The 23,556-nt window shown below is 71.6% G+C and carries 20 protein-coding genes; 11 read left to right on the top strand and 9 right to left on the bottom strand.

The window, feature by feature from the left end; all coding sequences use genetic code 11:
• Nucleotides 1–28: 28 nt before the first annotated feature.
• Entirely contained in the window at nucleotides 29–1,465 is a 1,437-nt protein-coding gene (locus DMB42_RS48150; protein WP_125647787.1) for an NCS2 family permease, read from the bottom strand.
• A gap of 91 nt (nucleotides 1,466–1,556) precedes the next feature.
• Between DMB42_RS48150 and DMB42_RS48145 the strand changes: the two genes are divergently transcribed.
• Nucleotides 1,557–1,769, top strand: a complete 213-nt coding sequence (locus tag DMB42_RS48145; protein ID WP_125647460.1) for a DUF2530 domain-containing protein — start codon at nucleotides 1,557–1,559, stop codon at nucleotides 1,767–1,769.
• A gap of 92 nt (nucleotides 1,770–1,861) precedes the next feature.
• Nucleotides 1,862–3,322, top strand: coding sequence for an alpha/beta hydrolase (locus DMB42_RS48140; RefSeq protein ID WP_125647457.1), 1,461 nt, complete (start codon nucleotides 1,862–1,864; stop codon nucleotides 3,320–3,322).
• Nucleotides 3,323–3,360: 38 nt separating this feature from the next.
• On the opposite strand, the gene DMB42_RS48135 is transcribed toward DMB42_RS48140, so the two are convergent.
• Together DMB42_RS48135 and DMB42_RS48130 are read right to left on the bottom strand one after the other, a co-directional pair.
• Nucleotides 3,361–6,393 (bottom strand): sacsin N-terminal ATP-binding-like domain-containing protein, encoded by a 3,033-nt coding sequence (locus DMB42_RS48135; protein WP_125647454.1) that lies wholly within the window; start codon nucleotides 6,391–6,393, stop codon nucleotides 3,361–3,363.
• 100 nt (nucleotides 6,394–6,493) lie between these two features.
• A complete protein-coding gene (locus tag DMB42_RS48130) occupies nucleotides 6,494–7,318 on the bottom strand; it encodes a DUF3027 domain-containing protein (RefSeq protein ID WP_125647452.1) in 825 nt (274 codons plus the stop codon).
• A 125-nt stretch (nucleotides 7,319–7,443) separates the two neighbouring features.
• On the opposite strand from DMB42_RS48130, the gene DMB42_RS48125 reads away from it, so the two are divergent.
• Nucleotides 7,444–8,952 (top strand): MFS transporter, encoded by a 1,509-nt coding sequence (locus DMB42_RS48125; protein WP_125647449.1) that lies wholly within the window; start codon nucleotides 7,444–7,446, stop codon nucleotides 8,950–8,952.
• On the opposite strand, the gene DMB42_RS48120 is transcribed toward DMB42_RS48125, so the two are convergent.
• Both DMB42_RS48120 and DMB42_RS48115 read right to left on the bottom strand, forming a co-directional pair.
• A complete protein-coding gene (locus DMB42_RS48120; protein ID WP_125647446.1) occupies nucleotides 8,949–9,344 on the bottom strand; it encodes a cold-shock protein in 396 nt (131 codons plus the stop codon). The genes DMB42_RS48125 and DMB42_RS48120 overlap by 4 nt on opposite strands.
• Before the next feature lie 89 nt (nucleotides 9,345–9,433).
• Nucleotides 9,434–10,054 (bottom strand): HAD family hydrolase, encoded by a 621-nt coding sequence (locus DMB42_RS48115; RefSeq protein WP_221762695.1) that lies wholly within the window; start codon nucleotides 10,052–10,054, stop codon nucleotides 9,434–9,436.
• Between the two features lie 100 nt (nucleotides 10,055–10,154).
• Here DMB42_RS48115 and DMB42_RS48110 point away from each other — a divergent pair, with 100 nt between their 5' ends.
• The 3 genes from DMB42_RS48110 to DMB42_RS48100 all read left to right on the top strand — a co-directional run bounded on the left by DMB42_RS48110 (nucleotide 10,155) and on the right by DMB42_RS48100 (nucleotide 13,758).
• A complete protein-coding gene (locus tag DMB42_RS48110; protein ID WP_125647443.1) occupies nucleotides 10,155–10,544 on the top strand; it encodes a hypothetical protein in 390 nt (129 codons plus the stop codon).
• Between the two features lie 34 nt (nucleotides 10,545–10,578).
• Nucleotides 10,579–11,196 carry a TetR/AcrR family transcriptional regulator gene (locus DMB42_RS48105; protein WP_125647440.1) on the top strand — a complete coding sequence of 206 codons (618 nt, stop codon included), beginning with the start codon at nucleotides 10,579–10,581 and terminating at the stop codon, nucleotides 11,194–11,196.
• A gap of 231 nt (nucleotides 11,197–11,427) precedes the next feature.
• A complete protein-coding gene (locus tag DMB42_RS48100) occupies nucleotides 11,428–13,758 on the top strand; it encodes a helicase-associated domain-containing protein (RefSeq protein WP_125647437.1) in 2,331 nt (776 codons plus the stop codon).
• A gap of 24 nt (nucleotides 13,759–13,782) precedes the next feature.
• Here the strand turns inward: DMB42_RS48100 and DMB42_RS48095 are convergent, their stop codons facing one another.
• Nucleotides 13,783–15,198 carry a hypothetical protein gene (locus tag DMB42_RS48095; RefSeq protein ID WP_125647434.1) on the bottom strand — a complete coding sequence of 472 codons (1,416 nt, stop codon included), beginning with the start codon at nucleotides 15,196–15,198 and terminating at the stop codon, nucleotides 13,783–13,785.
• A 419-nt stretch (nucleotides 15,199–15,617) separates the two neighbouring features.
• On the opposite strand from DMB42_RS48095, the gene DMB42_RS48090 reads away from it, so the two are divergent.
• The 3 genes from DMB42_RS48090 (at nucleotide 15,618) to DMB42_RS48080 (ending at nucleotide 19,255) form a co-directional block, all read left to right on the top strand.
• On the top strand, nucleotides 15,618–17,093 hold the full coding sequence (locus tag DMB42_RS48090; RefSeq protein ID WP_260478369.1) for a class I adenylate-forming enzyme family protein: 1,476 nt from the start codon (nucleotides 15,618–15,620) through the stop codon (nucleotides 17,091–17,093).
• Nucleotides 17,094–17,181: 88 nt separating this feature from the next.
• Complete coding sequence (locus DMB42_RS48085) at nucleotides 17,182–17,535, top strand: hypothetical protein (protein ID WP_125647427.1); 354 nt, start codon at nucleotides 17,182–17,184, stop codon at nucleotides 17,533–17,535.
• Nucleotides 17,536–17,602: 67 nt separating this feature from the next.
• Complete coding sequence (locus tag DMB42_RS48080; RefSeq protein WP_125647424.1) at nucleotides 17,603–19,255, top strand: DNA repair helicase XPB; 1,653 nt, start codon at nucleotides 17,603–17,605, stop codon at nucleotides 19,253–19,255.
• A 222-nt stretch (nucleotides 19,256–19,477) separates the two neighbouring features.
• Here the strand turns inward: DMB42_RS48080 and DMB42_RS48075 are convergent, their stop codons facing one another.
• On the bottom strand, nucleotides 19,478–19,813 hold the full coding sequence (locus DMB42_RS48075) for a hypothetical protein (RefSeq protein WP_125647421.1): 336 nt from the start codon (nucleotides 19,811–19,813) through the stop codon (nucleotides 19,478–19,480).
• A 120-nt stretch (nucleotides 19,814–19,933) separates the two neighbouring features.
• On the opposite strand from DMB42_RS48075, the gene DMB42_RS48070 reads away from it, so the two are divergent.
• Nucleotides 19,934–21,934 (top strand): AAA family ATPase, encoded by a 2,001-nt coding sequence (locus tag DMB42_RS48070; protein ID WP_125647418.1) that lies wholly within the window; start codon nucleotides 19,934–19,936, stop codon nucleotides 21,932–21,934.
• A 62-nt stretch (nucleotides 21,935–21,996) separates the two neighbouring features.
• On the top strand, nucleotides 21,997–22,527 hold the full coding sequence (locus DMB42_RS48065; protein WP_125647415.1) for a YbhB/YbcL family Raf kinase inhibitor-like protein: 531 nt from the start codon (nucleotides 21,997–21,999) through the stop codon (nucleotides 22,525–22,527).
• A 102-nt stretch (nucleotides 22,528–22,629) separates the two neighbouring features.
• Here DMB42_RS48065 and DMB42_RS48060 read toward each other — a convergent pair whose 3' ends face one another.
• Entirely contained in the window at nucleotides 22,630–22,956 is a 327-nt protein-coding gene (locus DMB42_RS48060) for a hypothetical protein (RefSeq protein ID WP_125647412.1), read from the bottom strand.
• A gap of 154 nt (nucleotides 22,957–23,110) precedes the next feature.
• Nucleotides 23,111–23,556, bottom strand: a 446-nt coding sequence (locus DMB42_RS48055) for a TCP-1/cpn60 chaperonin family protein (RefSeq protein ID WP_312024810.1), incomplete at its 5' end; no start/stop codon positions are given.

The following is a 23,556-nucleotide window of genomic DNA, read 5'->3' as shown; positions in this document are numbered from 1 at the left end:
GCGCGGGGCGGCTGCTGATTTCCGGAGATCAGACTCCCAGCGCGGCCCGGATCGGGCCGATGGCGAAGTAGACGACGAACAGCGCGGTCACGCCCCACAGCAGCGGGTGGACCTCGCGCGCCTTGCCGCGTACGACCTTGATCAGCACGTAGCTGATGAAGCCGGCGCCGATGCCGTTCGAGATGGAGTAGGTGAACGGCATGACCACGATGGTGAGGAAGGCCGGGATGGCGATCTCGTAGTCGTCCCAGTCGATGTCGCGGATGGCGGTCATCATCAGGAAGCCGACGACGACCAGCGCGGGCGTGGCGGCCTCGTAGGGCACGACGGCGACCAGCGGCGCGAAGAAGATGGCCACCAGGAACAGCACGCCGGTGACCACGCTGGCCAGACCGGTCCGCGCGCCCTCCCCGACGCCGGCGGCCGACTCGATGTAGGTGGTGTTCGAGGAGACCGAACCGGCGCCGCCGGCCGCCGCGGCGATCGAGTCGACGAGCAGGATCTCCTTGGTACGCGGCAGCGTGCCGTCGGCCTGGACCAGCCCGGCCTGGCGGCCGACGCCGACGATCGTGCCCATCGTGTCGAAGAAGTCGGTGATCAGCAGGGTGAACACGAACAGCACGGCCAGCAGCACGGAGATCCGGCTGAAGGCGCCGAACGGGTCGAACTCCGTGAACAGCACGAGCGGGTTGTGGAAGCCGAAGATCTGGTCGGCGGCGGGAAGGGCGGGGACGTTGAGCTGCCAGCCGCCGGCGTTCTCCGGCGAGGCCGCGCCCACCTTGGTCAGCGCCTGGACGACGATCGCCAGCACGGTCGAGCCGACGATGCCGATCAGGATCGCGCCCTTCACCTTCCGCGCCACCATGGCCGCCGTGGCCAGCAGGCCCACGATGAACACGAGAACGGGCCAAGAGGTGAGCTGGCCACCGATGCCCAGCTCCAGCGGCGTGCCCGCGGCCTTGCGCACGAACCCGGCGTCCACGAAGCCGATCAGCGCGATGAACAGGCCGATGCCGACACTGATCGCGGTCTTGAGCTGGGCCGGGATGGCGTGGAACACCGCCGTGCGCAGCCCGGTCAGCACCAGGATCGCGATGATGACGCCTTCGAGGAAGACCAGGCCCATGGCCTCCTCCCAGGTCATCATCGTGGCGATGTTGAAGGTCACGAACGCGTTCAGCCCGAGCCCGGCGGCCATCGCGAACGGCACCCGGCCGACCACGCCCATGATGATCGTCAGCACGCCGGCCACGAACGCCGTGCCCGCGGCGACCAGCGGCACCTGCGGGGTCGTGCCGTCGCCGATGACCTGGCCCTCGATGTCCTTGCCGTAGGCGAGGATGATCGGGTTCAGCACCACGATGTAGGCCATCGTGAAGAACGTGGCCAGGCCGCCGCGCACCTCACGGGAGATCGTCGAGCCTCGTTCAGAGATTGCGAAGAAACGGTCTATTGCATTACGCATGTCACTCACGCGCCGAAGAGTGACAGTAGTGGTGAACTGGGAAAAGTGTCCGCAATCGGATCGAGACCCGATTGGAAGCTAGGCTGGACACGTGAAGCAGCAGTGGCACCCCGATCCCGAGCCGATCAAGACCAACGACACGGCCGCCGTCGGGGTCGGCACCGCCCTGTGGGCCGTCGCGCTGATCGTTCTGCTGATCTTCCGTCCGGCCCCCGAGAACACGTGGTGGATCTGGACCTGCGCCACCGGGGTCGCCTTCGGCCTGTTCGGCATGTGGTTCGTCCGGCGCCCGCACCGCGGTTGACATTCATCATCTTCCGGACATCTCCGAAGTCATCAGATACCGATGTCTCTCCCCACTACCTGGGCGAACGCCGTCCCACGAGGCTGGTCAGCATGAAGAAGGCCGTGTTGACGATCCTTTTGGGCGCCGCCGTACTCGCGGGCTGCGGCACCACGGGTGAGCCCGCGAAGCAGGCCGGCCCCGGCAAGGGCGGCGTCGCCTGGAGCCGGTGCACCGGGCTGACCGGGCTCGACGGCCGGCCGCTGCCCGCCGACGCGGCGATCGAGTGCGGGGCCGTACAGGTGCCTCTGGACTACGACGAGCCCGGCGGCCGGAAGATCGACCTGGCGCTGATCCGGGTCAAGGCCACCGGCGACCCCCTCGGCTCGCTGGTCTTCAACTTCGGCGGGCCGGGGGCGTCCGGTGTTGACACGCTGGCCATGGCCGCCAAGGCGTTCGGCAGCCTCGGCACCCGCTACGACCTGGTCAGCTTCGACCCCCGCGGCGTCGAACGCAGCTCGGGCGTCAAGTGCGGCGGCGAACTCGACGCCCTCCTCGCCGCGCCCACGGGGGCCGACGGCGACGCGATGTCGAAGAAGTTCGCGGCCGCCTGCGAGAAGGACTCGGGCGAGATCCTGCCCCACGTGGGCACCGTGAACGCCGCCGAGGACCTCGACCGCATCAGGGCCGCCCTCGGCGACCGGCGGCTCAACTACTTCGGCTTCTCCTACGGCACCCACCTCGGCGCCGTCTACGCCACCCGCTTCCCCGCGAACGTCGGCCGCTTCGTCCTCGACGGCGCCTTCGACCCCACGGTCACCTACGAGGAACGCGCCGTCACCCAGGCGACCGGCTTCGCCCACGCCTTCGACGCGTTCGCCCGAGACTGCGTGGCGCGGACCTGCGAGCTCGGCACGGACCCGGCCGCCGTGCGCGGCGCCGTCGAGAAGCTGCTCGACGGCCTCAAGACCAAGCCGCTCGACGTCGGCGACCGGCAGCTCACCTACGGCCTGGCCCAGCTCGCCGTCATCACCCCGCTGTACGCCAAGGCCGCCTGGCCGGTGCTGGAGCAGGCCGCCGCGGCCGGGATCAAGGGCGACGGCACCGCCCTGCTCACCCTGGCCGACTCCTACACCGGACGCCGCCCCGACGGCACCTACTCCACCTCGATGACCAGCATGCAGGCCATCACCTGCGCCGACAGCACCGAACGCCCGACCGCCGCCGACATGACCCGGATCGACGACAGGATCAGGAAGGTCTTCCCGATCCTGTCCGCGGACGGCACCGCCACCGCCTGCGGCCACTGGCCCGTGCCCGGCGACGACGCCGCCAAGCGCATCGACGCCACCGGTTCGGCGCCCATCGTGGTCGTCGGAGGCAAGGGCGACCCGGCCACGCCGTACGAGTGGGCGACCCGGCTCAACGCCAAGCTCAGGACCGGCGTGCTCCTGACGTACGAGGGCGAGGGGCACGGGGCGTACCTGAGCGGGGACGGGTGCGTGACGCGCACGGTGGACGCGTACCTGCTGAACGGGAAGGTGCCGGCCGCCACGACCTGCCCGGCGGCCTGACCGAAGGGCCGCCCCGCCCAGAGGGCGGCCCACCGGACTCAGGACAGGTCGGCCTCGGCCAGCAGCAGCGGCACCGCCTCCGGGTCGCGCAGCAGCGCGGCCACGGCCAGCCGGTCGTTCCACTGGCCCGTCGCCCAGGCCAGCCCCCGGGCCAGCCCGTCGACGCCGGTGCAGTGGACCGCGCCCTCGAAGAACCGCCACGTGCAGGCGACCCCGTCGACCAGCAGCTTCTCGTGCTCCACGTACGTCTCGGGAGCCACCGGCAGCAGCGAGCGCACCTGCGGCGGCACCTGGCGCACCTCGCCCTGCGAGGTCACCTCGCCGGCCGCCAGCTCACCGGCCAGCGGCAGGTCGAGCAACTCCGTCAGCGCCTCGGCCAGGTCGTACGGGGCCAGCACCAGCGGCCGGTCGGTGACGAGCTGGAGCAGGTCGGGCGCCTCGACCACCACCGCGTCCTCGGCGGCGGCCACCACGATGTCGCCGCCGAGCACCGCGCGCACCCGCGCGGGCGGCTCGACCCGGGCCGGGTCGACGGCGGCCAGCGCGATCCACAACGCCCGGAGCTGCGCCCTGTCGACCTCGATCGCCGGGTCGGCCATCAGCTCCAGCAGCTCCTCGGGACCGCCGTGGGCGGCCAGCAGCTCGGCGAGCGTGGTGCGCACGCCGAGCATCGACAGCGCGGCCTCGTCGAGCCCGGCCGGCGCGTCGGCGTAGAGGCCGTGCAGGAGCGGGTCGGCGCCGGGCAGCCGCAGCTCAAGCGGCTTGCGCCCGCCGAGCACCGGATGGTTGGCCAGCCACCACGCGGTGTAGGAGGGCACCTCCACGCCCTCGACCCGCAGCGGGTGCAGCGCGGCCCGCAGCGGCGGCCTGGTCAGCAGCGTGAGCGCGGCCTCCCAGTCGGCCACCAGCTCAAGGTCGCGCACCGCCGCGAACTCGGCCACGACCGGCGGCACCGCGAGGTCGGGCAGCAGGTCGAGCACGTGGTCGAGCCATACGTCCTCGCCGTCGAGGTCGTGGTCGCAGTCGTCCTGGTCGAGCAGCACGTCGGAGTCGTGCGCCACGGCGAACCCGACGAGCACGCCCGCCGCCGCGAGCACCCGCGGCCCGTAGGTCTCCACCAGCTCGGGCGCGGCCATCCCGAGGTGGCTGTCGGGGGCGAGCAGCCCGGCCAGGGCCCCGTCGGCGAGCATCAGCTCACCGGCCGGGTAGAGCTCGCCGTCGGCGCCGCGCAGCGCCAGCTCGGCCAGCCACGGCGCCTCGCCGGCGACCAGCCCGGACGCCGCCACCAGCGACAACACGGCCTGCGCGACCGGCTCGGGGTCGGGGCTGTCGAGCGACTGCGCGACGGCGGCCTTGGTCAGCGGGTCTTCGAGCACCGTGCGGGGCGTGGCCTCGGCGGCGCCCAGCCTGAGCAGCGCCTGATGGGCCGCCTCCGGATGCACGATGCGCAGCCCGAGCGGGGTGAGGTCGAAGTCGGCCCCGCCGTCGGTCAGGATGAGCGTGCCGCGCGGGCCGCGTACCAGGCGGCCGTCGGTCAGCGGCACCGGCAGCGCGCCCAGCGACTCGGGGTCGTCGGCGGGCAGCACCTCGTACAGGGAACGCCACCAGGACGGCTCACGCGCCTCCACGGCCTCGCCGGACAGCAGGTCGACCACGTCGGCCAGCTCGACCCGGCGCACGCCCAGGGCGACCATGGCGGGATGCCTGGCGGGCCACCCGGCCGGCAGCAGCCCCGGCACGAAGTCGGCCACGGTGGTCAGCAGCTCGGCGGTCGCGCCGGCCACGACGGCCGCCTCCCGGCCCGCCACCACCCAGCCGTCGCCCTCCGGCTCCCGCGCCGGATGCTCGACCTGCCACTCGGCGTCGGGCTCGTAGACCTCGGCCTCGGCGAAGGAGGGGGTCTGGACCGCGGGCGCGGGCGCCGACAGCGCGGGCAGCAGCGGCGCGGACGGCAGACGTTCGAGCACGGCCCGCCGGACGCGGGCGTCGAGCTCGCCCTTGCCCATGAGGGAGGGCACCAGGTCGAGCAGCCTGGACGTGCGCGGCAACTCGCCCAGCAACCGGACGTAGGCGTCGGCCACCCGCTCGACCAGGAAGTCGGTGAGCGGCCCCTTGGCGACGTGCCGCCGGTCGGTGGCCATCGGGAAGGACGCGATCAGCAGCGCGGGCAGGTCGATCGGCTCGTCGCTGGGCGTCGGCGCGTGCACGACGGGCGGCACGGCGGCGGGCAGCGGGCCGGGCTCGCCGGTGCCGGTGACGGGCACCGCCCAGCGCAGCGACCAGAAGGGACGGGCCCGCTCCTCGGTCGGCCGGTCGGCGAACAGCCTGGCGACCTCGTCGGGGGTGAACTCGCCCGACTCCGACACGACGTGCCAGCCGTCGGCCACGACCGTACGGGTGGCGCCGTCGAGGTCGATCTCGATGGCCTCCAGCGCAGGCAGGCCGAGCAGCAGCGCCGGGCTGGTCTCGGCCAGCATCGCGCGTACGGCGTCGACCGCCGCGGCGTCGCGCAGCGGCAGCCGGACGAGCGTGTCGAAACCCTCCGGCACCTCCAGCGGCGGCGCCTCGAACGGCAGCCGCAGCAGCGGCACGTGACCCGCCCGGCCGGCCAGCTCACCGGCCAGCACGGGGACGCCGGCGACCAGCTCGGTGGTCTCGGCGCGCGACCAGCGCACCGCGTCGCCGCCGCGCGAGCCGATGGCCGGCTCGTCGCAGACCGAGACGACGGCCGCGAAGCCCACGCCGAACCTGCCGGCCGCGCCGATCTCGTCGCGCTTGCCCGACACGCGCAGCGTGGACAGGCCCTCCACGCCGGTCGCGTCGAGCGGGGCGCCGGTGTTGGCGGCCGTCAGCACGTCGCCGCGCAACGTCAGCCGCAACACCCCTGGCACCCCCGCGCGCAGCGCCGCGTCCGCGGCGTTCTGGGCGAGCTCGACGATCAGCCGGTCGCGGTAGCCGCCGAGCGCGAAGTCCTCCTCGGCGTTGGCGTCCTCGCGGAAGCGGGCGGGCGAGGCCGTCCACGCGGAGAGGACGGCGGCTCGCATCCGGTCAGTGCCAAAGGTGTCGGTCATCGATCACGATCCTGGTCGAGTGAAGAGGGGCCAGGGTAGGTTAGCCGCCCGGACCGACGGAAAACCCGCTCTCGGCCCGCCACTCCCTACTCGTGCCTGGTCAGGAGTGGCCGGGCTCGTCGTCGGCGGATGCGTCAGCGGATGCGTCAGCGGATGCGTCGGCCGAGCCCTCCTCCTCTTCGATCAGGTCGTAACCCAGGTCGTCGAGGATCGGGATGGCCTGTTCGGCCGGCGGGGGCAGCACGGCCGCCTCCGAGTGGGCGCCGCAACCGTGGTCGGCGGCGACGACCTTGCCGTCGTCGGGGGCGTACTCGTTGGTGCAGACGCCGAACGACAGCCGCAGCTCACCGGAGAGCAGCCAGTAGAACCCGCAGGTGGAACACTGCGCGGGCGCGGCGTGTGCGATCGGAGTATGCGGCCCGTGCTCGCCCGCGTGCCAGCGTCTGGCAGCCCGGTCTCTGCCGATGGCCGAGAGCACACGGGCTCGACCCAGGCCGTACTCGAAAACCATCTGACGATCGGCGTCTTCGTCGAGCTCGGTGAAACCGGGCGCCAGCCTGTCGTCGTCGTCGGGGGTCGGCAGCAGGTCGCCGACGCCCAGGTCACCCGGTCGCAGCCGCTCGCTCCACGGCAGCCACTCGGGGGCGAGCAGCGCCCCCGCGCCGGGCAGCAGCACCGCCTCGCTGACCGTGACCTTCTTCGCGCGCGAGGCGCGGGTGACCGTGACGGCCCACCGCCAGCCGCGATAGGCCCGGTCGAGGCAGGCGAAGTAATGGGTGACGATCCGGTCGCCCTCGCTCTCGAAGCCGAGGTGCTCGCCGGGCTCGCCCGGGTGCGCCAGCTCCTGCGCCGCGGCGCGCGCCAGATCGACTGCGGCGACACAGGCCTGGTCGGGAGCGGGGACGCGGGCCCGGGTGCGGCTCATCGGACCGCCTCCGCCTGAAGGTGCTGTTCGCTCACACTTCATTCTCACCCATGGGCGGACCGGGCAGGCCCATAACCGCCGATCCGGGGCTGATAACAGGGGTGAATCGGGTAAGACTGGTAGGCGTGGGGGGCGGCTGGGAACAGGCTCGGGACATCTCGCGGCGGGTGGCGCACGCCATCGCCGGCGCGGGCCGGGCCGGCGTGCGCGCGAGCCGGGCCGGCGCGAACGGCACCGTCCGCGCGGGCCGCGCCACCGCCAGGGGCGCTCACAAGGTGGGCAGGGCGACCCGCCGGCTCACGTACGCGGGCGGCGCGGGGCGTACCGGGCTCGGCCGGCTGATCGAGTTGTCGGCGGGCAACAGCGCCGCCGACGCCCTCGTCACGGTCGCCCTGGCCAGCACGGTGTTCTTCGGCGTGCCGGTCGGCGAGGCGCGCTCGTCGGTCGCGCTCTACCTGGTCATCACGATGTTGCCGTTCGGGCTGCTCGCGCCGTTCGTGGGGCCGATCCTCGACCGGTTCAGGTCGGGCCGCCGGTACGTGATGGCGGGCACGCTGTTCGGCCGGGGGCTGCTCTGCTTCGCGATGGCCGCCGGCGTGGGGGCGGGCGACCTGCCGACGTTGTTCATCGGCGCGCTGGGCGTGCTGGTGTTGTCGAAGGCGTACAACGTGTCGAGGGCGGCGATCATGCCGAGTGTGTTGCCCGCCGACATCACGCTGGTCTCGGCCAACGCGCGGGTGGCACTGTTCACGCTGGTGAGGGCGGGGGCGGCGGTGTCGGCCGGCGCGGGCCTGACCGCGTGGCTGGGCAGCGCGGTGGTGCTGCGCGTGGCGATGCTGGGCTTCCTGTTGCTCGGCGTCCTCGCCGTACGGCTGCCGCGGCACATCGACTCGCCCGACCAGGAGGAGGAGGGTGAGGCGCCGCGCTGGCGCACCCTGCTCAAGGTGGGCCCGGCGGTGGCCGAGGCGGTCTGGGCCAACCTGGCGCTCCGGATCTTCTCCGGGTTCCTGGTGTTCTTCCTGCTCTTCCTGGTCCAGGACAAGGCGGTGCCGTGGCTGGCCCAGCCGGTGGCGGCCCTCTCGTTCTTCGACGTGCCGAAGACGATCGGGCTGCTCGCGCTCGCCGCCGGGCTGGGCGGCCTGGTCGGCGCCGCGGTGGCCAACTGGACGCGCAACAACGCGCCGCAGGTGATCGTGCTGGTCACGCTGGCGGTGACGGCCGCGACCACGATCGCCGCGGCGGTCTTCTTCGGCCTGTGGGCCGCGCTGGCGGTCTCGCTGGTCACGGCGTTCGCACAGGAGCTGGGCAAGCTCGCCCTCGACGCGATCGTGCAGCGGGAGATCGGCGAGGAGGTGCGCTCGTCCACGTTCGGGGTGGTGGAGGCGGTGTTGCAGCTCGCCTGGGTGTTCGGCGGCCTGGTCGGGCTGGTGTTGTCACTGACCCGCAGCGCCCTGGCCGGGTTCGTCGCGCTGGCGGTCGTGCTGACCGGCGCCCTCGGCTGGCTGCTGGTCACCCGGCGGGGACGGGTGCGCGCGGCCAACGCCAAGCTGGCCAGGCAGCGGGCCGAGGCCCCCGATCAGCAACGGACCGAGACCCTCGACCACACCAAACCCCTGACGAACCCCAACGGTTAGGCGTCGAGGTCGTCCGCGACGGCCCTGAGCACCTGAGCGATCTTCTTGGCGTGCGCCGCCTCGGGCTGCTTGCCCCGCTGGTACGAGGTCGAGACGCCGTCGAGCAGCTTGATCAGGTCTTCGACGATGACGACCATCTCGTCGGGCTTCTTCCGCTTGCCCTTGGGCTTCGTCTTGGCCAGGGTCGGCGGCTGTTCCAGGATCCTGACCGAAAGCGCCTGCTGGCCCCTGCGTCCCTCGGCCACGCCGAACTCCACCTTCTGGCCTGGTTTGAGCGGCCCGGCGTTTGTGGGAAGCGCGGAGGAATGCACGAAGACCTCACCGCCGTCGTCGCGGGTGAGGAAGCCGAAACCCTTGTCGGCGTCGTACCACTTGACCTTGCCACTCGGCACAGGAGGACCTCGTTCAAACAGTCGAAAAGGATGAATGGATGTAGGTTATGCCCCGAAGGGCGCCGAGGCGACCGGGAAAATACCGGCAATTACCGTAGTTCGTCGCGCGTACGCCATCCGGCGAACCAGTCCGCGAATTCGGTCAGGTCGCCGAGCGCCACATCGGCTCCGTGCTCACGCAGCTCTCCCACCGTGTAAGGGCCCGTCGCGACGGTCACGCTCATGGCGCCACCCGCGCGCGCCGCCTCGATGTCGGCGACATGGTCACCAACATAAGCCGCCGCGCCGAAGCGCGCGAGTGCCGATCCTTTGGCGGCGCCGAACACCGATCCGACCACTTCGTCCACCTCAAGGCCGAGCAGTTCGACGGTTCCCGCGGCGTCGCGCGGGTTCTTGCCCGTCACCACGATCACCCGGCCCCCGCGGGCCCGTACGGCGGCGATGGCCTCGTACGCGCCCGCCATCGCGGTGTGCACGGGAACGCCCACGGCGGGATAGATCTCCCGGAACAACGTGGCCGCCGCCGGAATGGCCTCGGCCGGCATCCAGTTGGCCAGCTCGTACTCCAACGGCGGCCCCAGCCGGGTGATGATCTGCCCGCTGTCGATGGGCAGGCCCAAACGGCTTGACAGCTCGTCGTAAACAGCCGCGATGCCGGATCGTGTGTCGGCCAATGTCATGTCCAGGTCGAAACCCACCGAGGTACTCACCCGTGCAGGATGCCAAACGCCGCTTCGATGGCGGTAACGACCCTTGTTGCGGGACTCCGGGAATGGGAAGAAAGGAATTACTTATCGGAGAGGAGTGTCCGTGTCAGAGACCCCCGGGACACCCGGCACACAGGATCGGCTCGTCGCCACCGACCCACGTCCCCACCGGCCCGCCCGGCCGGGCGGCACGCCGGTCACGGTCCGGCGGCGCGTGGTGGCGTCCGTGGCGTACGTGGTCCGGGTCGCGTCGAGGACGGCCGCGCTGGCCCTGGCGCTGTACGCCCTGTTCACGGTCTTCCGGGCGAACCCGGCCAACGCCTGGTACCAGCTCGTCGAGTCGCTCGCCTCATGGTTGTCGCTGGGCCTGGCCAACCTGTTCCAGCTCGCCGACCCGCGCTGGACCACGCTCGTCAACCTCGGGCTGGCCGCGGTCGTGTGGCTCGTGGCGGGTTCGGCGTTGGCGAGCCTCATCAAGCGTGCCGCGCCCTAACGACTACTCTCATTGCGGAGGTATCTGCATAGACATGACCAGATCGACCCGTGAGCGGATCATCGACGAGGCCCTGCGGCTGTTCGCCGAGCGTGGCTACTCCGCCACGTCCGTGGCCGAGATCGAGGCCGCCTCAGGGCTCTCCCCCGGCGCGGGAGGGCTCTACAGGCACTTCAAGTCCAAGTACGAGGTGCTGGCGGCCGCGATCAACGAGCATGCCACCCGTACGAGGAGTCAGGTCGCCGAGAGCCTGGCCGAGCTGAACACCCTGGAGGCCGCCGCCGGCCTGGAGGAGCGCCTGTCGCTCGTGTGCCGGGCGGGCCTGGCCAAGGTCCGGGAGGAGTCGGAGCTGACCCGGGTGTTCTTCCGCGACCTGAGCCAGTTCCCCGAGCTGGTCGCGGTGGTGCGCGAGGGGCTGCTCCAGCCCATGTTCGACGCGATCACCACCTGGTTCCGCGCCCAGCCCGAGTACGCCGACTCCAAGGTCGACTGGGCGGGCATCGCCGCGGTGCTCGGCGGCTCGGTGGTCCACTATCGGCTGTTCCAGGAGACCGTGGGCGAGATGCCGGGCCACGCGGAGAAGGACCAGTTCGTCGCCGCCTGGGTACGCCTGGCCGTCGGCCTGCTCCCCAGCCCCGCGCCGGTCAGCTGACGCCGAGCAGCCGGTAGCCGAGCCAGAGCGCGCCCGGGCGTTCTCACTCCCTCGCCGCTCGGCCTCGATCCCGGCCCGCAACCGTCGCGCGAAGTCGAGCCGCTGGTCGGGCCTGAGCACGCCGTGCGCGGCGTCGGCCGCCTTGCTGACGTAGTTCAGGACCAGTTGGTCCGCGCGCTCTATCACGTCTGGCAATGCTGCCCCAATCAGGGGGGACATACCATGGCAACGATGGAGTTCACGGAGTGGATCAGGGGGCGCACCGACGAACAGCTTCGGGCGCTCGTCTCCGCGCGCCCCGAGTTGATCACTCCGGTGCCCGCGCATCTTGAGGGTCTGGCCGTACGCGCCGCCAGCCCTTCGGCGATCGGCAGGGTGCTCGACCGGCTCGACCGGTTCACGCTGGCGGTCGTCGAGACGCTGGCCGTACAGGAGGGGCCGGTGACGAAGGCGGCGCTGCGCGGCCTCGTCGGACGGGCGCTGGCGGCGGGCCGCCCGGAGCCCGCGCTCTCCGCGGCCCTCGACCGGCTGCGTGACCTGGCCCTGGTCTTCGGCCCCGACAACGCGCTCGACCTCGGGCCGGGCGTGCGCAAAGTGCTGGAGGAGCCCGCCGGGCTCGGGCCACGGGCGGTCGAGGTGTTCCGGCACCACCCGCCCGAGCAGCTCGACGAGATGGCCGACGACATCGCCCCCGGCTCGTCAGGGCCTGGCAAGGAGCGGCTGGCCGCCGCGCTGGCCAGCCCGCCGGCGCTGGTCGAGGCGGTCTCGCCCGAGGCCAGGGGCGCGCTCGACCAGCTCGTGTGGGGGCCGCCGACCGGCCGGGTGCCCAACGCCAGGCGCGAGGTACGCGTGGCCTCGGCGCGTTCGCCGATCGAGGAGCTGCTGGCGCGTGGGCTGCTCGCGGCCACCGGCGAGGAGAGCGTGACGCTGCCCCGCGAGGTGGGTCTCCACCTGCGCGGCGGGCGCGTCCACCGTGACCTGCTGGCCGTGCCGCCCGCCCTCGCCGGGACCGCGCGCGACCACGAGCTGGCCGACCGTACGGCGGCGGGCCAGGCGTTCTCGTTCGTCAGGTCCGTGGAGGAGATGTGCGAGCGGTGGAGCGTCGATCCGCCGGGCGTGCTGCGCACCGGCGGGCTCGGCGTACGTGACATGAAGCGCACCGCGACCGAGCTGGACCTGCCCGAATGGGCGGCGGCGCTGGTCGTCGAGGTGGCGCACGCGGCGGGGCTGATCGCGGCGGGCGGCGGCGTCGACGGCGAGTGGCTGCCCACCTCCGGCTACGACCTGTGGCGGGTCAGGGCCACCGCCGACCGCTGGGTGACGCTCGCGGCGACCTGGCTGCACATGGACCGCGTGCCCGGCCTGGTCGGCGAGCGCGACGACCGCGACCGGCCGCTCAACGCCCTGCACACCGACCTGCGCCGGGCCTCCGCGCCCGGGGTGCGCACGGCCGCGCTCGGCGTGCTGGCCGCCGCGCCGGGCCTCGCGCCCACCCGCGACTCCGTGCTCGAACGCCTGGCCTGGGAGCAGCCGCGCCGGCGCGGGCCGCTGCGCGAGCAGCTCACCGACTTCGCGCTGCGCGAGGCCGAGCAGGTCGGCGTGACCGGGCTCGGCGCGCTGTCCGGCCACGGGCGGGCGCTGGTGGAGGGCGGCGACGCGGCCGGCGTGCTCGCGCCGCTGCTGCCCGAACCCGTCGACCACGTGTTGTTGCAGGCCGACCTCACCGCCGTCGCCCCCGGGCCGCTGACCAGCGAGCTCAACCGCTGGATGACGCTCACCGCCGATGTCGAGTCCAAGGGCGGCGCGACCGTCTACCGGTTCGGCGAGAGCTCGATCCGGCGTGCCCTCGACGCCGGGCACGGCGGCGAGGAGCTGCTGGCGATGCTGGCCCGCCATTCGGCCACGCCGGTGCCGCAGGCGCTGTCCTACCTGGTGACCGACGTGGCCCGGCGCCACGGGCGGATCCGGGTGGGCACCGCGAGCGCGTACGTGCGGTGCGACGATCCGGCGCTGCTCGACCAGATCACCGCCGACCGCCGCTCGGCCGCGCTGCGCCTGCGCCGGCTGGCGGCCACGGTGATCGCCTCGCGCTCGTCCAGGGCGGCGCTGGTCGACTCGCTGCGGGCCATGGGGTACGCCCCCGTCGCCGAATCGCTCGACGGTGACGTGATCATCTCCCAGCTCGACAGCAGGCGTACCGAGGGGGTGGCGCCCGTACGCGCGGTGGCCTCGGTCAACGGGCTCGATCCCGAGGTCGCGTCGGCGGCCGTACGCGCGTTGCGCGCGGGCGACGCGGCCCACCTATCGCGGCGCGAGCCGGTCGACGCCCCGGGCGGTGCGGTGCCACGGGGGCCCGCGACGGCGACGATCTCGGCCCTCCAAGATGCCATCAAGCAGGGCGTACGGGTATGGATCGGCTACCTCGACTCCCAGGGCAACGCCACCTCGCGCATCCTGGAGCCGGCCCGGATGGAGGGCGGCTACCTGACCGCGTACGACGAGACCAGGGCGGCCGTCCACCGCTTCGCCCTCCACCGCATCACCGGCGTCGCCGGCCTCTGACGACGACCCGCCCGGCCGGGGCAGTCAGTGTTCCGAGGTGAGGCGGCGCATCGTGCGGGCGTGCTCGTCGTCGCGCTCGCGTGCCTGCGCCGCCAGCAGGGTGAGCGCGCGGGCGGCCACCCCGGCAGCGGGCCCCTGGCCGGCGGCCAGCCGCCACAGACGGCTCACCGCGTCGGCCGGGTAGCGCAGGGACAACCCGCCGCACAACGCCACCGCCGCCGCGACCGCCCGCGGGTCCGTCGGGTCCCGCGACCAGGCGAGCGCGAGCCGCAGCGCCTCGGGGGCGAGGGCGTCGTCGGCGCACATGTACGACAGCGCGCAGCCCGCCGCCAGCCGCTCGTCCGGCCCGCCCTGGGCCCATACCTCCAGGAACTCCTGCTGCGCCTCCCTGAGCGAGCAGGCGGCCAGCAGCGCCACCCCTTCGGCCGCCCCCATCCGTACGCCGGGCTCCTGACCGGCCAGCGAGCGCACCCATTCGCGCAGCGGCTGCCACAACCAGAAGCCGTACCGGGCGACGAGTTCGCCGAGCACCTGGGCACGGTGGTGCGGCACGCGGAAGACGGTGTCGCCGTCGCGGACGCCGATCAGGGGGTGGGGCGCGCCGGTCGGCTGCGGTCCGGCCTCGTGGGCCTGCCAGATCCGCTCGAACCCGGCGAGCTGGCGGGCGAACTCCGGCTCGGGCAACCCGTGCGCGAACACCAGCGCCGCCACCGTGCGTACCTCGTGCATCGGCGGTTTGGTGTCGAACCAGGCCGGTACCTCCTCGCCGACCGGCTCGTCGGCGCGTACCAGGCGGGTGGCCAGGCGGACGACCTCGGCGGGCGTGGGCAGCGCCAGCGCGCGGACCCGGGCGGTCGCGGCGGCGGCCGGGACGCTGCGACCGCCGAACGAGCTCAGGTACAGGTCGAACAGGTCGCCGGGGTCGGGGGCGCGCCACGGCTGTTCGACCTCGACCGCCTGCGAGGGGGCGCCGCTCCTGGTGATCACCAGGTACGAGCCCAGCTCGGCGAGCTTGCGGGCCAGGTTGAGCAGCTCGGCCCGGTCGGTGCTCCCGGCGATCCAGTCGTGCAGCAGGTACGCCCGCCCCGGCCCGTACTCGGTCCTGGACAGCAGGTCGGCGGCGCTGCCGGCCGGCGAGAGCACGGTGATCCTGCCCTCGGCCAGCGACATGCGCGACAACAACGCGATGGCGCCGAGCCGCCTGCCCATGTCCTCCTCGCCCACCAGTACGAGCAGGTGGCGTACGGACAGCCGGCGCACCGCGTCGGGGAAGCCTGCGGGCTCCAGGTAGGAGCGCAGCAGGGTGTCGGCCGCGCGCCGGTCGAGGTCGCGGGTGACCGGGTGGGCCACGGGCCGGAGCTGTTCGGTGATGGCGATGATGCTCTCCGTGAACGATTTGTCGTCGAGGTCGGCGGCGCCCGGTTCAGGCGTGTCGGTCACGAAGTCACCTCAGGCCTTACTGGAAAGTTTTCTTCGGAAGATGTTTTTGCCGGAACTTTTTGTCCGGCGAGTTTCCGCGGCTTATGCAGTGAGCGTGCGTCGCTCGGTCGCCGCCGTTCTGACCAGGTGTTCCTCTCGATGCTCGCGGCAATGGCCGCCGGCGCGCACATGTCGATCACGTCCTCCATCGCTCTCGGCGACGAGCCGGTAACAAAACCGAAGGGAACAGTCAGGCAGCACGAGATCTTAGTTCTCCAACCATTACACGACTTCGCGCCACCCGAAAACTCGAATGATCCTCTAGGTTGAAATAGGGTCATTTACCGGGCATGAGAGCATCAGCCACAATCCTTAGTCAAGACCAGTCGCGGGAACATGCAGGGTTGACTGCGTGCGGCCACTCCCCTCAGGTTGTGCATGTGACCGAGCAAACGCTGGGCCAGCTGGCCGAGGAGTCCTGGAACCGCTTCGACGACCACGAGTCGGTGTTCTACGAAGGGGTCTGGCACCGCAGCCACACACTCGCCGAACGCGCGCGCCGGATGTGCGGCGGATTCGTCGAGGCGGGGATCAGGCCCGGCGACCGGGTGGTCGTGATGATGGCGACCTCTCCCGAGGTCCCGCTCATCTACCAGGCGTTGTGGGCGGCGGGCGCGGTGGTGACGCCCGTGGTCTTCCTGGTGGGGGTCGAGGAGCTGCGGCACATCCTGGCCGACAGCGGCGCGTCCGCCGTCGTCACCTCGCCCGAGCTCGCGGAGACCGTACGGGCCGCCGCCGCCGACGTCCCCGTCTTCGTGGACACCGCCGGGCTGGAGAGCGCCGCCGAGCACGGACGGGTCCGCAGGGACCCCGGCGACCTGGCCGCGCTCATGTACACCGGCGGCACCACGGGCGCCGCGAAGGGCGTCATGCTGAGCCATCACGGGTTGTGGCAGGTGGCGAAGGACGCCTACAAAATGTCCCACCAAGACGGGAAAAATCGTGCAATTGTGCCCGTGCCACTTTCGCATGCGTACGGGTTGATCATCACTGTGGCCGGCATGCACGCGACCGAGCCGCAACAAGCCGTGCTCATGCGCTGGTTCGAGCCGGAGGCGTTCCTGGAACTGGCCGCCGAGCAGCACGTCCAGTACGGCACCGTCGTCCCCGCCATGATCCAGATGCTCCTCGCCCAGCCGCTGGAGTCCCACCCGCTCCCCGACCTGGCCTACCTCACCTGCGGCGCGGCGCCGCTGGGCCGCGAGGCGCTGGAGGAGTTCGAGCGCCGGATGCCCGGCGTACAGATCCTGGAGGGCTACGGCCTGACCGAGACCAGCGCCGTCACCACCTTCAACCCGCCGGGCAGGCGCAGGGCCGGCAGCGTCGGCCTGCCGCTGGCCGGCTACACGATCACCGTCCGCGACTCCGAGGGCGAGGCGGTGGAGGCCGGTGACGTCGGCGAGATCTGCGTCGCCGGCGACTCCCTGATGCTCGGCTACTGGGGCGAGCACGAGCCCGACCCCGAGGGCACCGCGCTGGTCGGCGGCGAACTGCGCACGGGCGACATCGGCTGCGTGGACGACGACGGCTACCTCTACATCGTGGACAGGAAGAAGGACCTGATCATCCGCGGCGGCTTCAACGTCTTCCCCCGCGACGTCGAGGACGCCCTCAACCAGCATCCCGACGTGGTCATGTCCGGCGTCGTCGGCCGTCCCGACCCGCGTGTGGGCGAGGAGGTCGTGGCGTTCGTGCAGCTCAGGCCCGGGGCCGAGGCGAGCGCCGAGGAGCTGGCCGAGTGGGCGCGCGACCGGGTCGGGCGGGTGAAGTACCCGCGCGAGGTGCGGTTCGTGGAGTCGATCCCGGTCACCAGCGTGCTCAAGCTCGACAGGAAGGCGCTGCGCGGCCGGCTCTGACGGGCCCACGCGATCCGGGCCCCGGCGCGCACACCGGGTCAGCCACGTCTGCATTCCGTGATAAACGTTGACGTGTCTGGAGGTGAGCGTGAGTCAAGAGGACCCGGCGGGTAACCCCCACCTGCCCTACGGAGCGCCCTACGGCGAACAACCGCCTCCGCAGTACGGCTACGGCTACGGCCCGCCGCCGCGGCGCGACGAGGGCCCGCAGACCAGCGCCATCGTCGCGGTCGTGCTCAACTTCCTGTCCCTCGCCTCCTGCTGCAACGTGTTCGGCCTGCCCGGCGGCATCCTCGCCACGGTCGCGCTGACGCGGGCCCGGGAGCGGCCGGCCAGCGCGCGTTCACTGCTGCTCTGGAGCTGGGTGTTGTTCGGCTCCGGTCTCGTCCTGAACGTCGCGCTCTTCCTCTTCCTGGGGCTCACCGGCCGCCTCGACGACTGATCGATTACCCGTTCCGGGACTGTTCCTGCCCTCGTGTGTGTTGGATAAGGGTCAACCGTAGGAAGGGATGTCCGTGAACGACGGCCCGCTCATCGTCCAGTCGGACAAGACACTGCTGCTCGAGGTCGACCACGAGAAGGCCGACGCGTGCCGCAAGGCGATCGCGCCGTTCGCCGAGCTTGAACGCGCGCCAGAACACGTCCACACCTACCGCGTCACGCCACTCGCCCTGTGGAACGCGCGGGCCGCCGGCCATGACGCCGAGCAGGTCGTCGACGCGCTGATCGGCTTCAGCCGCTACCCGGTGCCACACGCGCTGCTCGTCGACATCGCCGAGACCATGGCGCGCTACGGCCGCCTGCGTCTGGAGAAGGACCCGGTCAACGGCCTGGTCCTGACCTCGACGGACCGCGCGGTGCTCGAAGAGGTGTTGCGGTCCAAGAAGATCCAGCCGATGCTGGGCGAGCGCCTCGGCGCCGACTCGGTCATCGTGCACCCGAGCGACCGCGGCAACGTCAAGCAGGCGCTGCTCAAGCTGGGCTGGCCCGCCGAAGACCTGGCCGGCTACGTCGACGGCGAGCACCACCCCGTCAAGCTGCTGCAGGACGGCTGGGAGCTGCGCCCCTACCAGCGCGAGGCGGCCGACGCCTTCTGGCACGGCGGCTCCGGCGTGGTCGTGCTGCCCTGTGGCGCGGGCAAGACCATCGTGGGCGCGGCGGCCATGGCCCACGCGCAGGCCACCACGCTGATCATGGTGACCAACACGGTCAGCGCCCACCAGTGGAAGACCGAGCTGCTCAAGCGCACCTCGCTGACCGAGGACGAGATCGGCGAGTACTCCGGCACCAAGAAGGAGATCCGCCCGGTCACCATCGCCACGTACCAGGTGATGACCACCAGGCGGAAGGGCGTCTACAGCCACCTGGAGCTGTTCGACGCGCGCGACTGGGGCCTGATCGTCTACGACGAGGTCCACCTGCTGCCCGCGCCGATCTTCAGGATGACCGCCGACCTCCAGGCCCGCCGGCGGGTGGGCCTGACCGCGACGCTCGTGCGCGAGGACGGCCGCGAGGGCGACGTGTTCTCGCTCATCGGCCCCAAGCGCTACGACGCGCCCTGGAAGGAGATGGAGAACCAGGGCTGGATCGCGCCCGCCGACTGCGTCGAGGTCAGGGTCACACTGACCGACGAGGAGCGGCTGGCGTACGCGATGGCCGAGTCCGAGGAGCGCTACCGCTTCTGCGCGACCACGCCGTCCAAGACGTACGTGACCGAGGCGCTCGTCCGCCGCCATCTGGGTGAGCAGGTGCTGGTCATCGGCCAGTACATCGACCAGCTCGACGAGCTCGGCGAGCACCTCAACGCGCCGGTCATCAAGGGCGAGACCAGGGTCAAGGAGCGTGAGCGTCTCTACCAGGCGTTCCGCGACAAGGAGATCCAGGTCCTGGTGGTGTCGAAGGTGGCCAACTTCTCCATCGACCTGCCCGAGGCGGCCATCGCGATCCAGGTGTCGGGCACGTTCGGGTCGCGGCAGGAGGAGGCCCAGCGGCTCGGGCGGGTGTTGCGGCCCAAGGCCGACGGCGGCGGCGCCCGGTTCTACACGGTGGTCAGCAGGGACACCGTCGACCAGGAGTTCGCGGCGCACCGGCAACGCTTCCTGGCCGAACAGGGGTACGCCTACCAGATCATCGACGCCGACGACGTGCTCGGCGGGGTGTGAAAGCCGAGGTTGATTGCCCGGCCGCTCGTTCCTGAGCGGCCAGGCACGGCGTCACGTCACGTCCACGAGACTCCACGGGTCGTCGACATCGAACCACCCCCCTCACCTGCGTACTATCACGCCGCCTGCGACATACCCTCATGATCCGACAAACGCACCTGAAATGCCCGACTTTTTCGGTATTCACAGGTTCACTACCAGTCACGGATTTTGCCGGGTTCGTCAGCGCACCAGCAGGCCGCCGAGGAACAGCACTCCCCCGGCGACGACCCACGAGGCGACCCCCGCCCCCATGACGCGGCCGAACGTGCGCGGGTCGTGCCGGAAGGCGGGGAACAACCAGGCGGCCACCGTGGAGCAGGCGGCCAGGACGGCGAACAGGCCCGACACCGCGGAGACCGTACCGAGGCGCTGGGAGCACGTCGTCGGGGGCTCGCCGCCCGCGCAGAACGCCTCCAGCCCCCACCCGGCGAACACCGACAACCCCCAGAGAGCCGCCAGCAGGAAACTCGCGACCGTGGGGATGATCGGCGAGAAGCCGAAGCGAAGCCGCGCCACCTTCCGTCCTTACCCCGCCGCGCCTCGGGAAATGCTTTGGAGCCACTGGAGGGTGGCCGTTAAACTAGTCGATTCGCTGCCTTGACCACCTCCGTTTCCGACCATGGGAGGCGCTTTCGCATGCCCGCACACCAACTCGCTCCCGACATACCCTCTGACGTGCTCGCCGCCGAGCAGACCCATCTGGCCGAGTCCAGGGCCGCGCTCAAGGCGATGCGGGCCCACGCCCAGTCGTTGTCGGCCGACGCGGCCGGCGACTGGGTCTCGCAGCAGATCCTCCAGTCGCTGCTGGACCAGCGGGTGGCCGCCCTGGCCGACCACCCGGACACGCCGCTGTTCTTCGGCCGGCTCGACCGCGAGGCGGGCGACGACCTGCCCGTCACGATCTACGTCGGCCGCCGCCACGTGCACGACGGCACCAGCAGGCCGCTGGTCATCGACTGGCGCGCGCCGGTGTCCCGCGCGTTCTACCAGGCCAGCCCCGCCGAACCCATGAGGGTCGTACGTCGCCGACGCTTCGGCTACCACGGCGGCGCGCTGACCGCGTTCGAGGACGAGCCGCTCGGCGAGGGCTCGGAGGTCGGCCCGTCGAAGATCCTCACCGAGGAGATCGAACGCCCGCGCACCGGCCCGATGCGCGACATCGTGGCCACCATCCAGCCCGACCAGGACGAGATCGTCCGCGCGACGCTGGCCCAGACCGTGTGCGTCCAGGGTGCGCCCGGCACCGGGAAGACCGCCGTGGGGCTGCACCGGGCGGCCTATCTGCTGTTCACCCACCGCGAGCGGCTGGCCAGGTCGGGCGTGATGATCGTGGGGCCAAACCGGGCGTTCCTGTCCTACATCTCCTCCGTCCTGCCCGCGCTGGGCGAGGTCAAGGTCGACCAGACCACGGTGGCCGGGCTGATCGGCGAGCACGCCGCCGAGGAGGACCCGATGGTCGCCGCGGTCAAGGGCGACGCCAGGATGGCCCCGGTGCTCGAACGGGCGCTCTGGATGCACATCGTCAAGCCCGAGGACGGCCTGGTGTTCACGAAGGGCGCCTACCGCTTCCGGGTGGCCGACTACGAGGTGCGCGAGATGGTGGCGTCCCTGCGCGGCACCACCCGCTACCTCCCGGGGCGGGCGGCACTGGCCCAGCGCCTGGCCCACCAGGTGCTCGTCAGGATGGAGCAGCGCGGCGAGTCCCCCGACGACCGGGTCCAGGACGCCGTTGCCCGGTCGAAGCCGGTCAAACAGCTCGTCGAAACGGTGTGGCCGAAACTGACGCCCGAACAGGTCCTCCACCGACTTCTGTCAGACCCGGAATTCCTCCTAAAGGCCGCCAAATCCGATTTGTCGCCTGACGAGCAAGAAATGCTGCTTTGGCGGAAGCCATATCGGAGCTGGAAATCCGCCAAATGGTCGGCCGCCGACGCCGCCCTCCTCGACGAGCTGCGCGACCTCATGGAACGCACCCCGTCCCTGGGCCACCTCGTCGTGGACGAGGCCCAGGACCTGTCCGAGATGCAGCTCCGGGCGCTCGGCCGGCGCTGCCGCAACGGCTCGGCCACCGTGCTCGGCGACCTGGCCCAGGGCACCACGCCGTGGTCCACCAGCTCGTGGGAGACCGTGCTGAAGCACCTCGGCCAGGACGAGGGCGAGGTGACCGAGCTGACGCTCGGCTTCCGCGTGCCGCGCGAGGTGCTCGACTACGCCGCCCGCCTGCTGCCCTCGATCGCCCCCGAGCTCGCGGCCCCGCGCTCCCTGCGTCCAGGCGCGGGCTCGCTCACCGTACGGGCGGGCGGCACGGTCGCCGAGGCCGCCCGGCAGGTCCTGGCCAGGGAGGGCTCGATCGGGGTCATCGTCCCCGACGCGATGGTGGCGGCGGTCTCCGAGTCGCTGTCCGGCCTCCCGCACGCGGTGCTCGACCCCGACGCGACGCAGGAACACCGCCTGCTGATCGTGCCCGCCACCCTCGCCAAGGGCCTGGAGTACGACCACGTGATCGTCGTAGAGCCGGCCGACATCGTCGAGGCCGAGCCCCACGGCCTGGCCCGCCTGTACGTGGTCCTGACCCGAGCGGTCACCTCGCTCACGGTCCTGCACGACAGGCCGCTCCCGGCGCAGCTCGGCGCCTGAAGGAAGGCGGGCACGGCCACTCCTAGGATGGCCTGAAGGAGCTGTCAACCTAGGAGGATGCCGTGCCCGCACCGCTTCCGCATGAACACCTGCCCTCCGTCCCCGCGCTCGTGGTGGAGAGCGACGACATCCAGGACGGCGAGCGGCTGAACGACCTCCACGTCTTCAACGACTGGGGGATGACCGGCGGGAACCTCTCGCCCCAGCTTCGCTGGTCGGGCGCCCCGGAGGGCACCCGCGGCTACGCCGTCACCTGCCACGACCCCGACGCCCCCACGGGCAGCGGCTTCTGGCACTGGGTGCTGTTCGACCTGCCCGCCGACACCGCCGAGCTCCCGAGGGGCGCGGGCACCGGCCCCGACTTCAAGGGCCTGCCCGGCGGGGCCGTCCACGCCCGCAACGACTACGGCACCAAAGACTACGGCGGCGCCGCTGCCCCGCCCGGCGACCCCCACCGCTACGTCTTCACCGTGCACGCGCTCGGCGTCGACAAGCTGGGTGTCGGCAGCGACGCGAGCCCGGCCGTGGTGGGCTTCAACATCACCGCCAACACGCTGGCCCGCGGCCACGTCATCGCGCACTTCGGCGTCTGAGGCCGGCACAACACCGCGGCGAAGGCGCCCCGCTCGCGTACGGGGCGCCTTCGTCGTGGTGCCGCGTCGGGTTTCCTACGCCCGGTGCGACCTCGACGAGGATCAGCCGTTCCCCTGCACCACTTCGTCCGACAGCGTGATGTCTCCGGGGGCGTCCGACGACAGGTCCCCACGCGCGTACGGCGACGCGCCCTCGAAGGCGTCCGACAGGTCCCCGCGCTCGTCGGACGACGTCGACCTCGACGGTGAGGCGCAGAGGTCGCGGTCGTACAGCTCCAGGTAGCCCGTGCAGTAGGGCACGTCCACGTATTCCAGGGCCTCGTCCAGATAGCCGTGATCGTCATCGGCCTGGGCGGGCAACGTCATCGTGGCAGCCGCGGCCAGGATGACTGCGCCGAGCCCGAGAACGCGCGCGGTGCGGGAATTCATGTAACTACTCCTTTGTGAGGTGAATCGTTCACTTCATGTCGTTACTTTCCGTAGTTAATAACTACTAAACGTAATCGGATCCGGACACAACAAAAGGCGGCCGGATCCTGAGAGATCCAGACCGCCTTCTGATGCGTCAGCGACCAGGCGGAGCCTAGAAGTCCATGTCGCCGCCGCCGGGCATGCCGGCCGGAGCAGCAGGGGTCTTCTCGGGCTTCTCGGCGATGACGGCCTCGGTGGTGAGGAAGAGCGCCGCGATGGAGGCGGCGTTCTGCAGCGCGGAGCGCGTCACCTTGGCCGGGTCGATGATCCCGGAGTCGAACATGTTGACGTACTCACCGGAAGCGGCGTTGAGGCCCTCGCCGGGGGTCAGGTTGCGCACCTTCTCCACCACGACGCCGCCCTCAAGACCGGCGTTGACCGCGATCTGCTTGAGCGGCTCCTCCAGAGCCTTCTTCACGATCGCCGCACCGGTGGCCTCGTCGCCCGCCAGCTCCAGCTTGTCGAACGCCTTCGCGCCGGCCTGCAGCAGCGCCACGCCACCACCGGGGACGATGCCCTCCTCGACGGCCGCCTTGGCGTTGCGCACGGCGTCCTCGA

The sequence above is a fragment of the Nonomuraea sp. WAC 01424 genome (assembly GCF_003947315.1).
Lineage (GTDB): Bacteria > Actinomycetota > Actinomycetes > Streptosporangiales > Streptosporangiaceae > Nonomuraea > Nonomuraea spiralis.
The sequence above is the reverse complement of the archived record's forward strand: the minus strand, read 5'-3'. Positions and strand labels throughout refer to the sequence as shown.

What these genes read in the sequence shown, in the direction of transcription:
- DMB42_RS48150 (WP_125647787.1), bottom strand. Translation starts at nt 1,465, where the DNA reads ATGCGTAATGCAATAGACCGTTTCTTCGCAATCTCTGAACGAGGCTCG.
- DMB42_RS48135 (WP_125647454.1), bottom strand. Translation starts at nt 6,393, where the DNA reads ATGACCGACACCTTTGGCACTGACCGGATGCGAGCCGCCGTCCTCTCC.
- DMB42_RS48060 (WP_125647412.1), bottom strand. Translation starts at nt 22,956, where the DNA reads ATGAATTCCCGCACCGCGCGCGTTCTCGGGCTCGGCGCAGTCATCCTG.
- DMB42_RS48140 (WP_125647457.1), top strand. Translation starts at nt 1,862, where the DNA reads ATGAAGAAGGCCGTGTTGACGATCCTTTTGGGCGCCGCCGTACTCGCG.
- DMB42_RS48105 (WP_125647440.1), top strand. Translation starts at nt 10,579, where the DNA reads ATGACCAGATCGACCCGTGAGCGGATCATCGACGAGGCCCTGCGGCTG.
- DMB42_RS48080 (WP_125647424.1), top strand. Translation starts at nt 17,603, where the DNA reads ATGTCCGTGAACGACGGCCCGCTCATCGTCCAGTCGGACAAGACACTG.
- DMB42_RS48070 (WP_125647418.1), top strand. Translation starts at nt 19,934, where the DNA reads ATGCCCGCACACCAACTCGCTCCCGACATACCCTCTGACGTGCTCGCC.
- DMB42_RS48100 (WP_125647437.1), top strand. Translation starts at nt 11,428, where the DNA reads ATGGAGTTCACGGAGTGGATCAGGGGGCGCACCGACGAACAGCTTCGG.
- DMB42_RS48130 (WP_125647452.1), bottom strand. Translation starts at nt 7,318, where the DNA reads ATGAGCCGCACCCGGGCCCGCGTCCCCGCTCCCGACCAGGCCTGTGTC.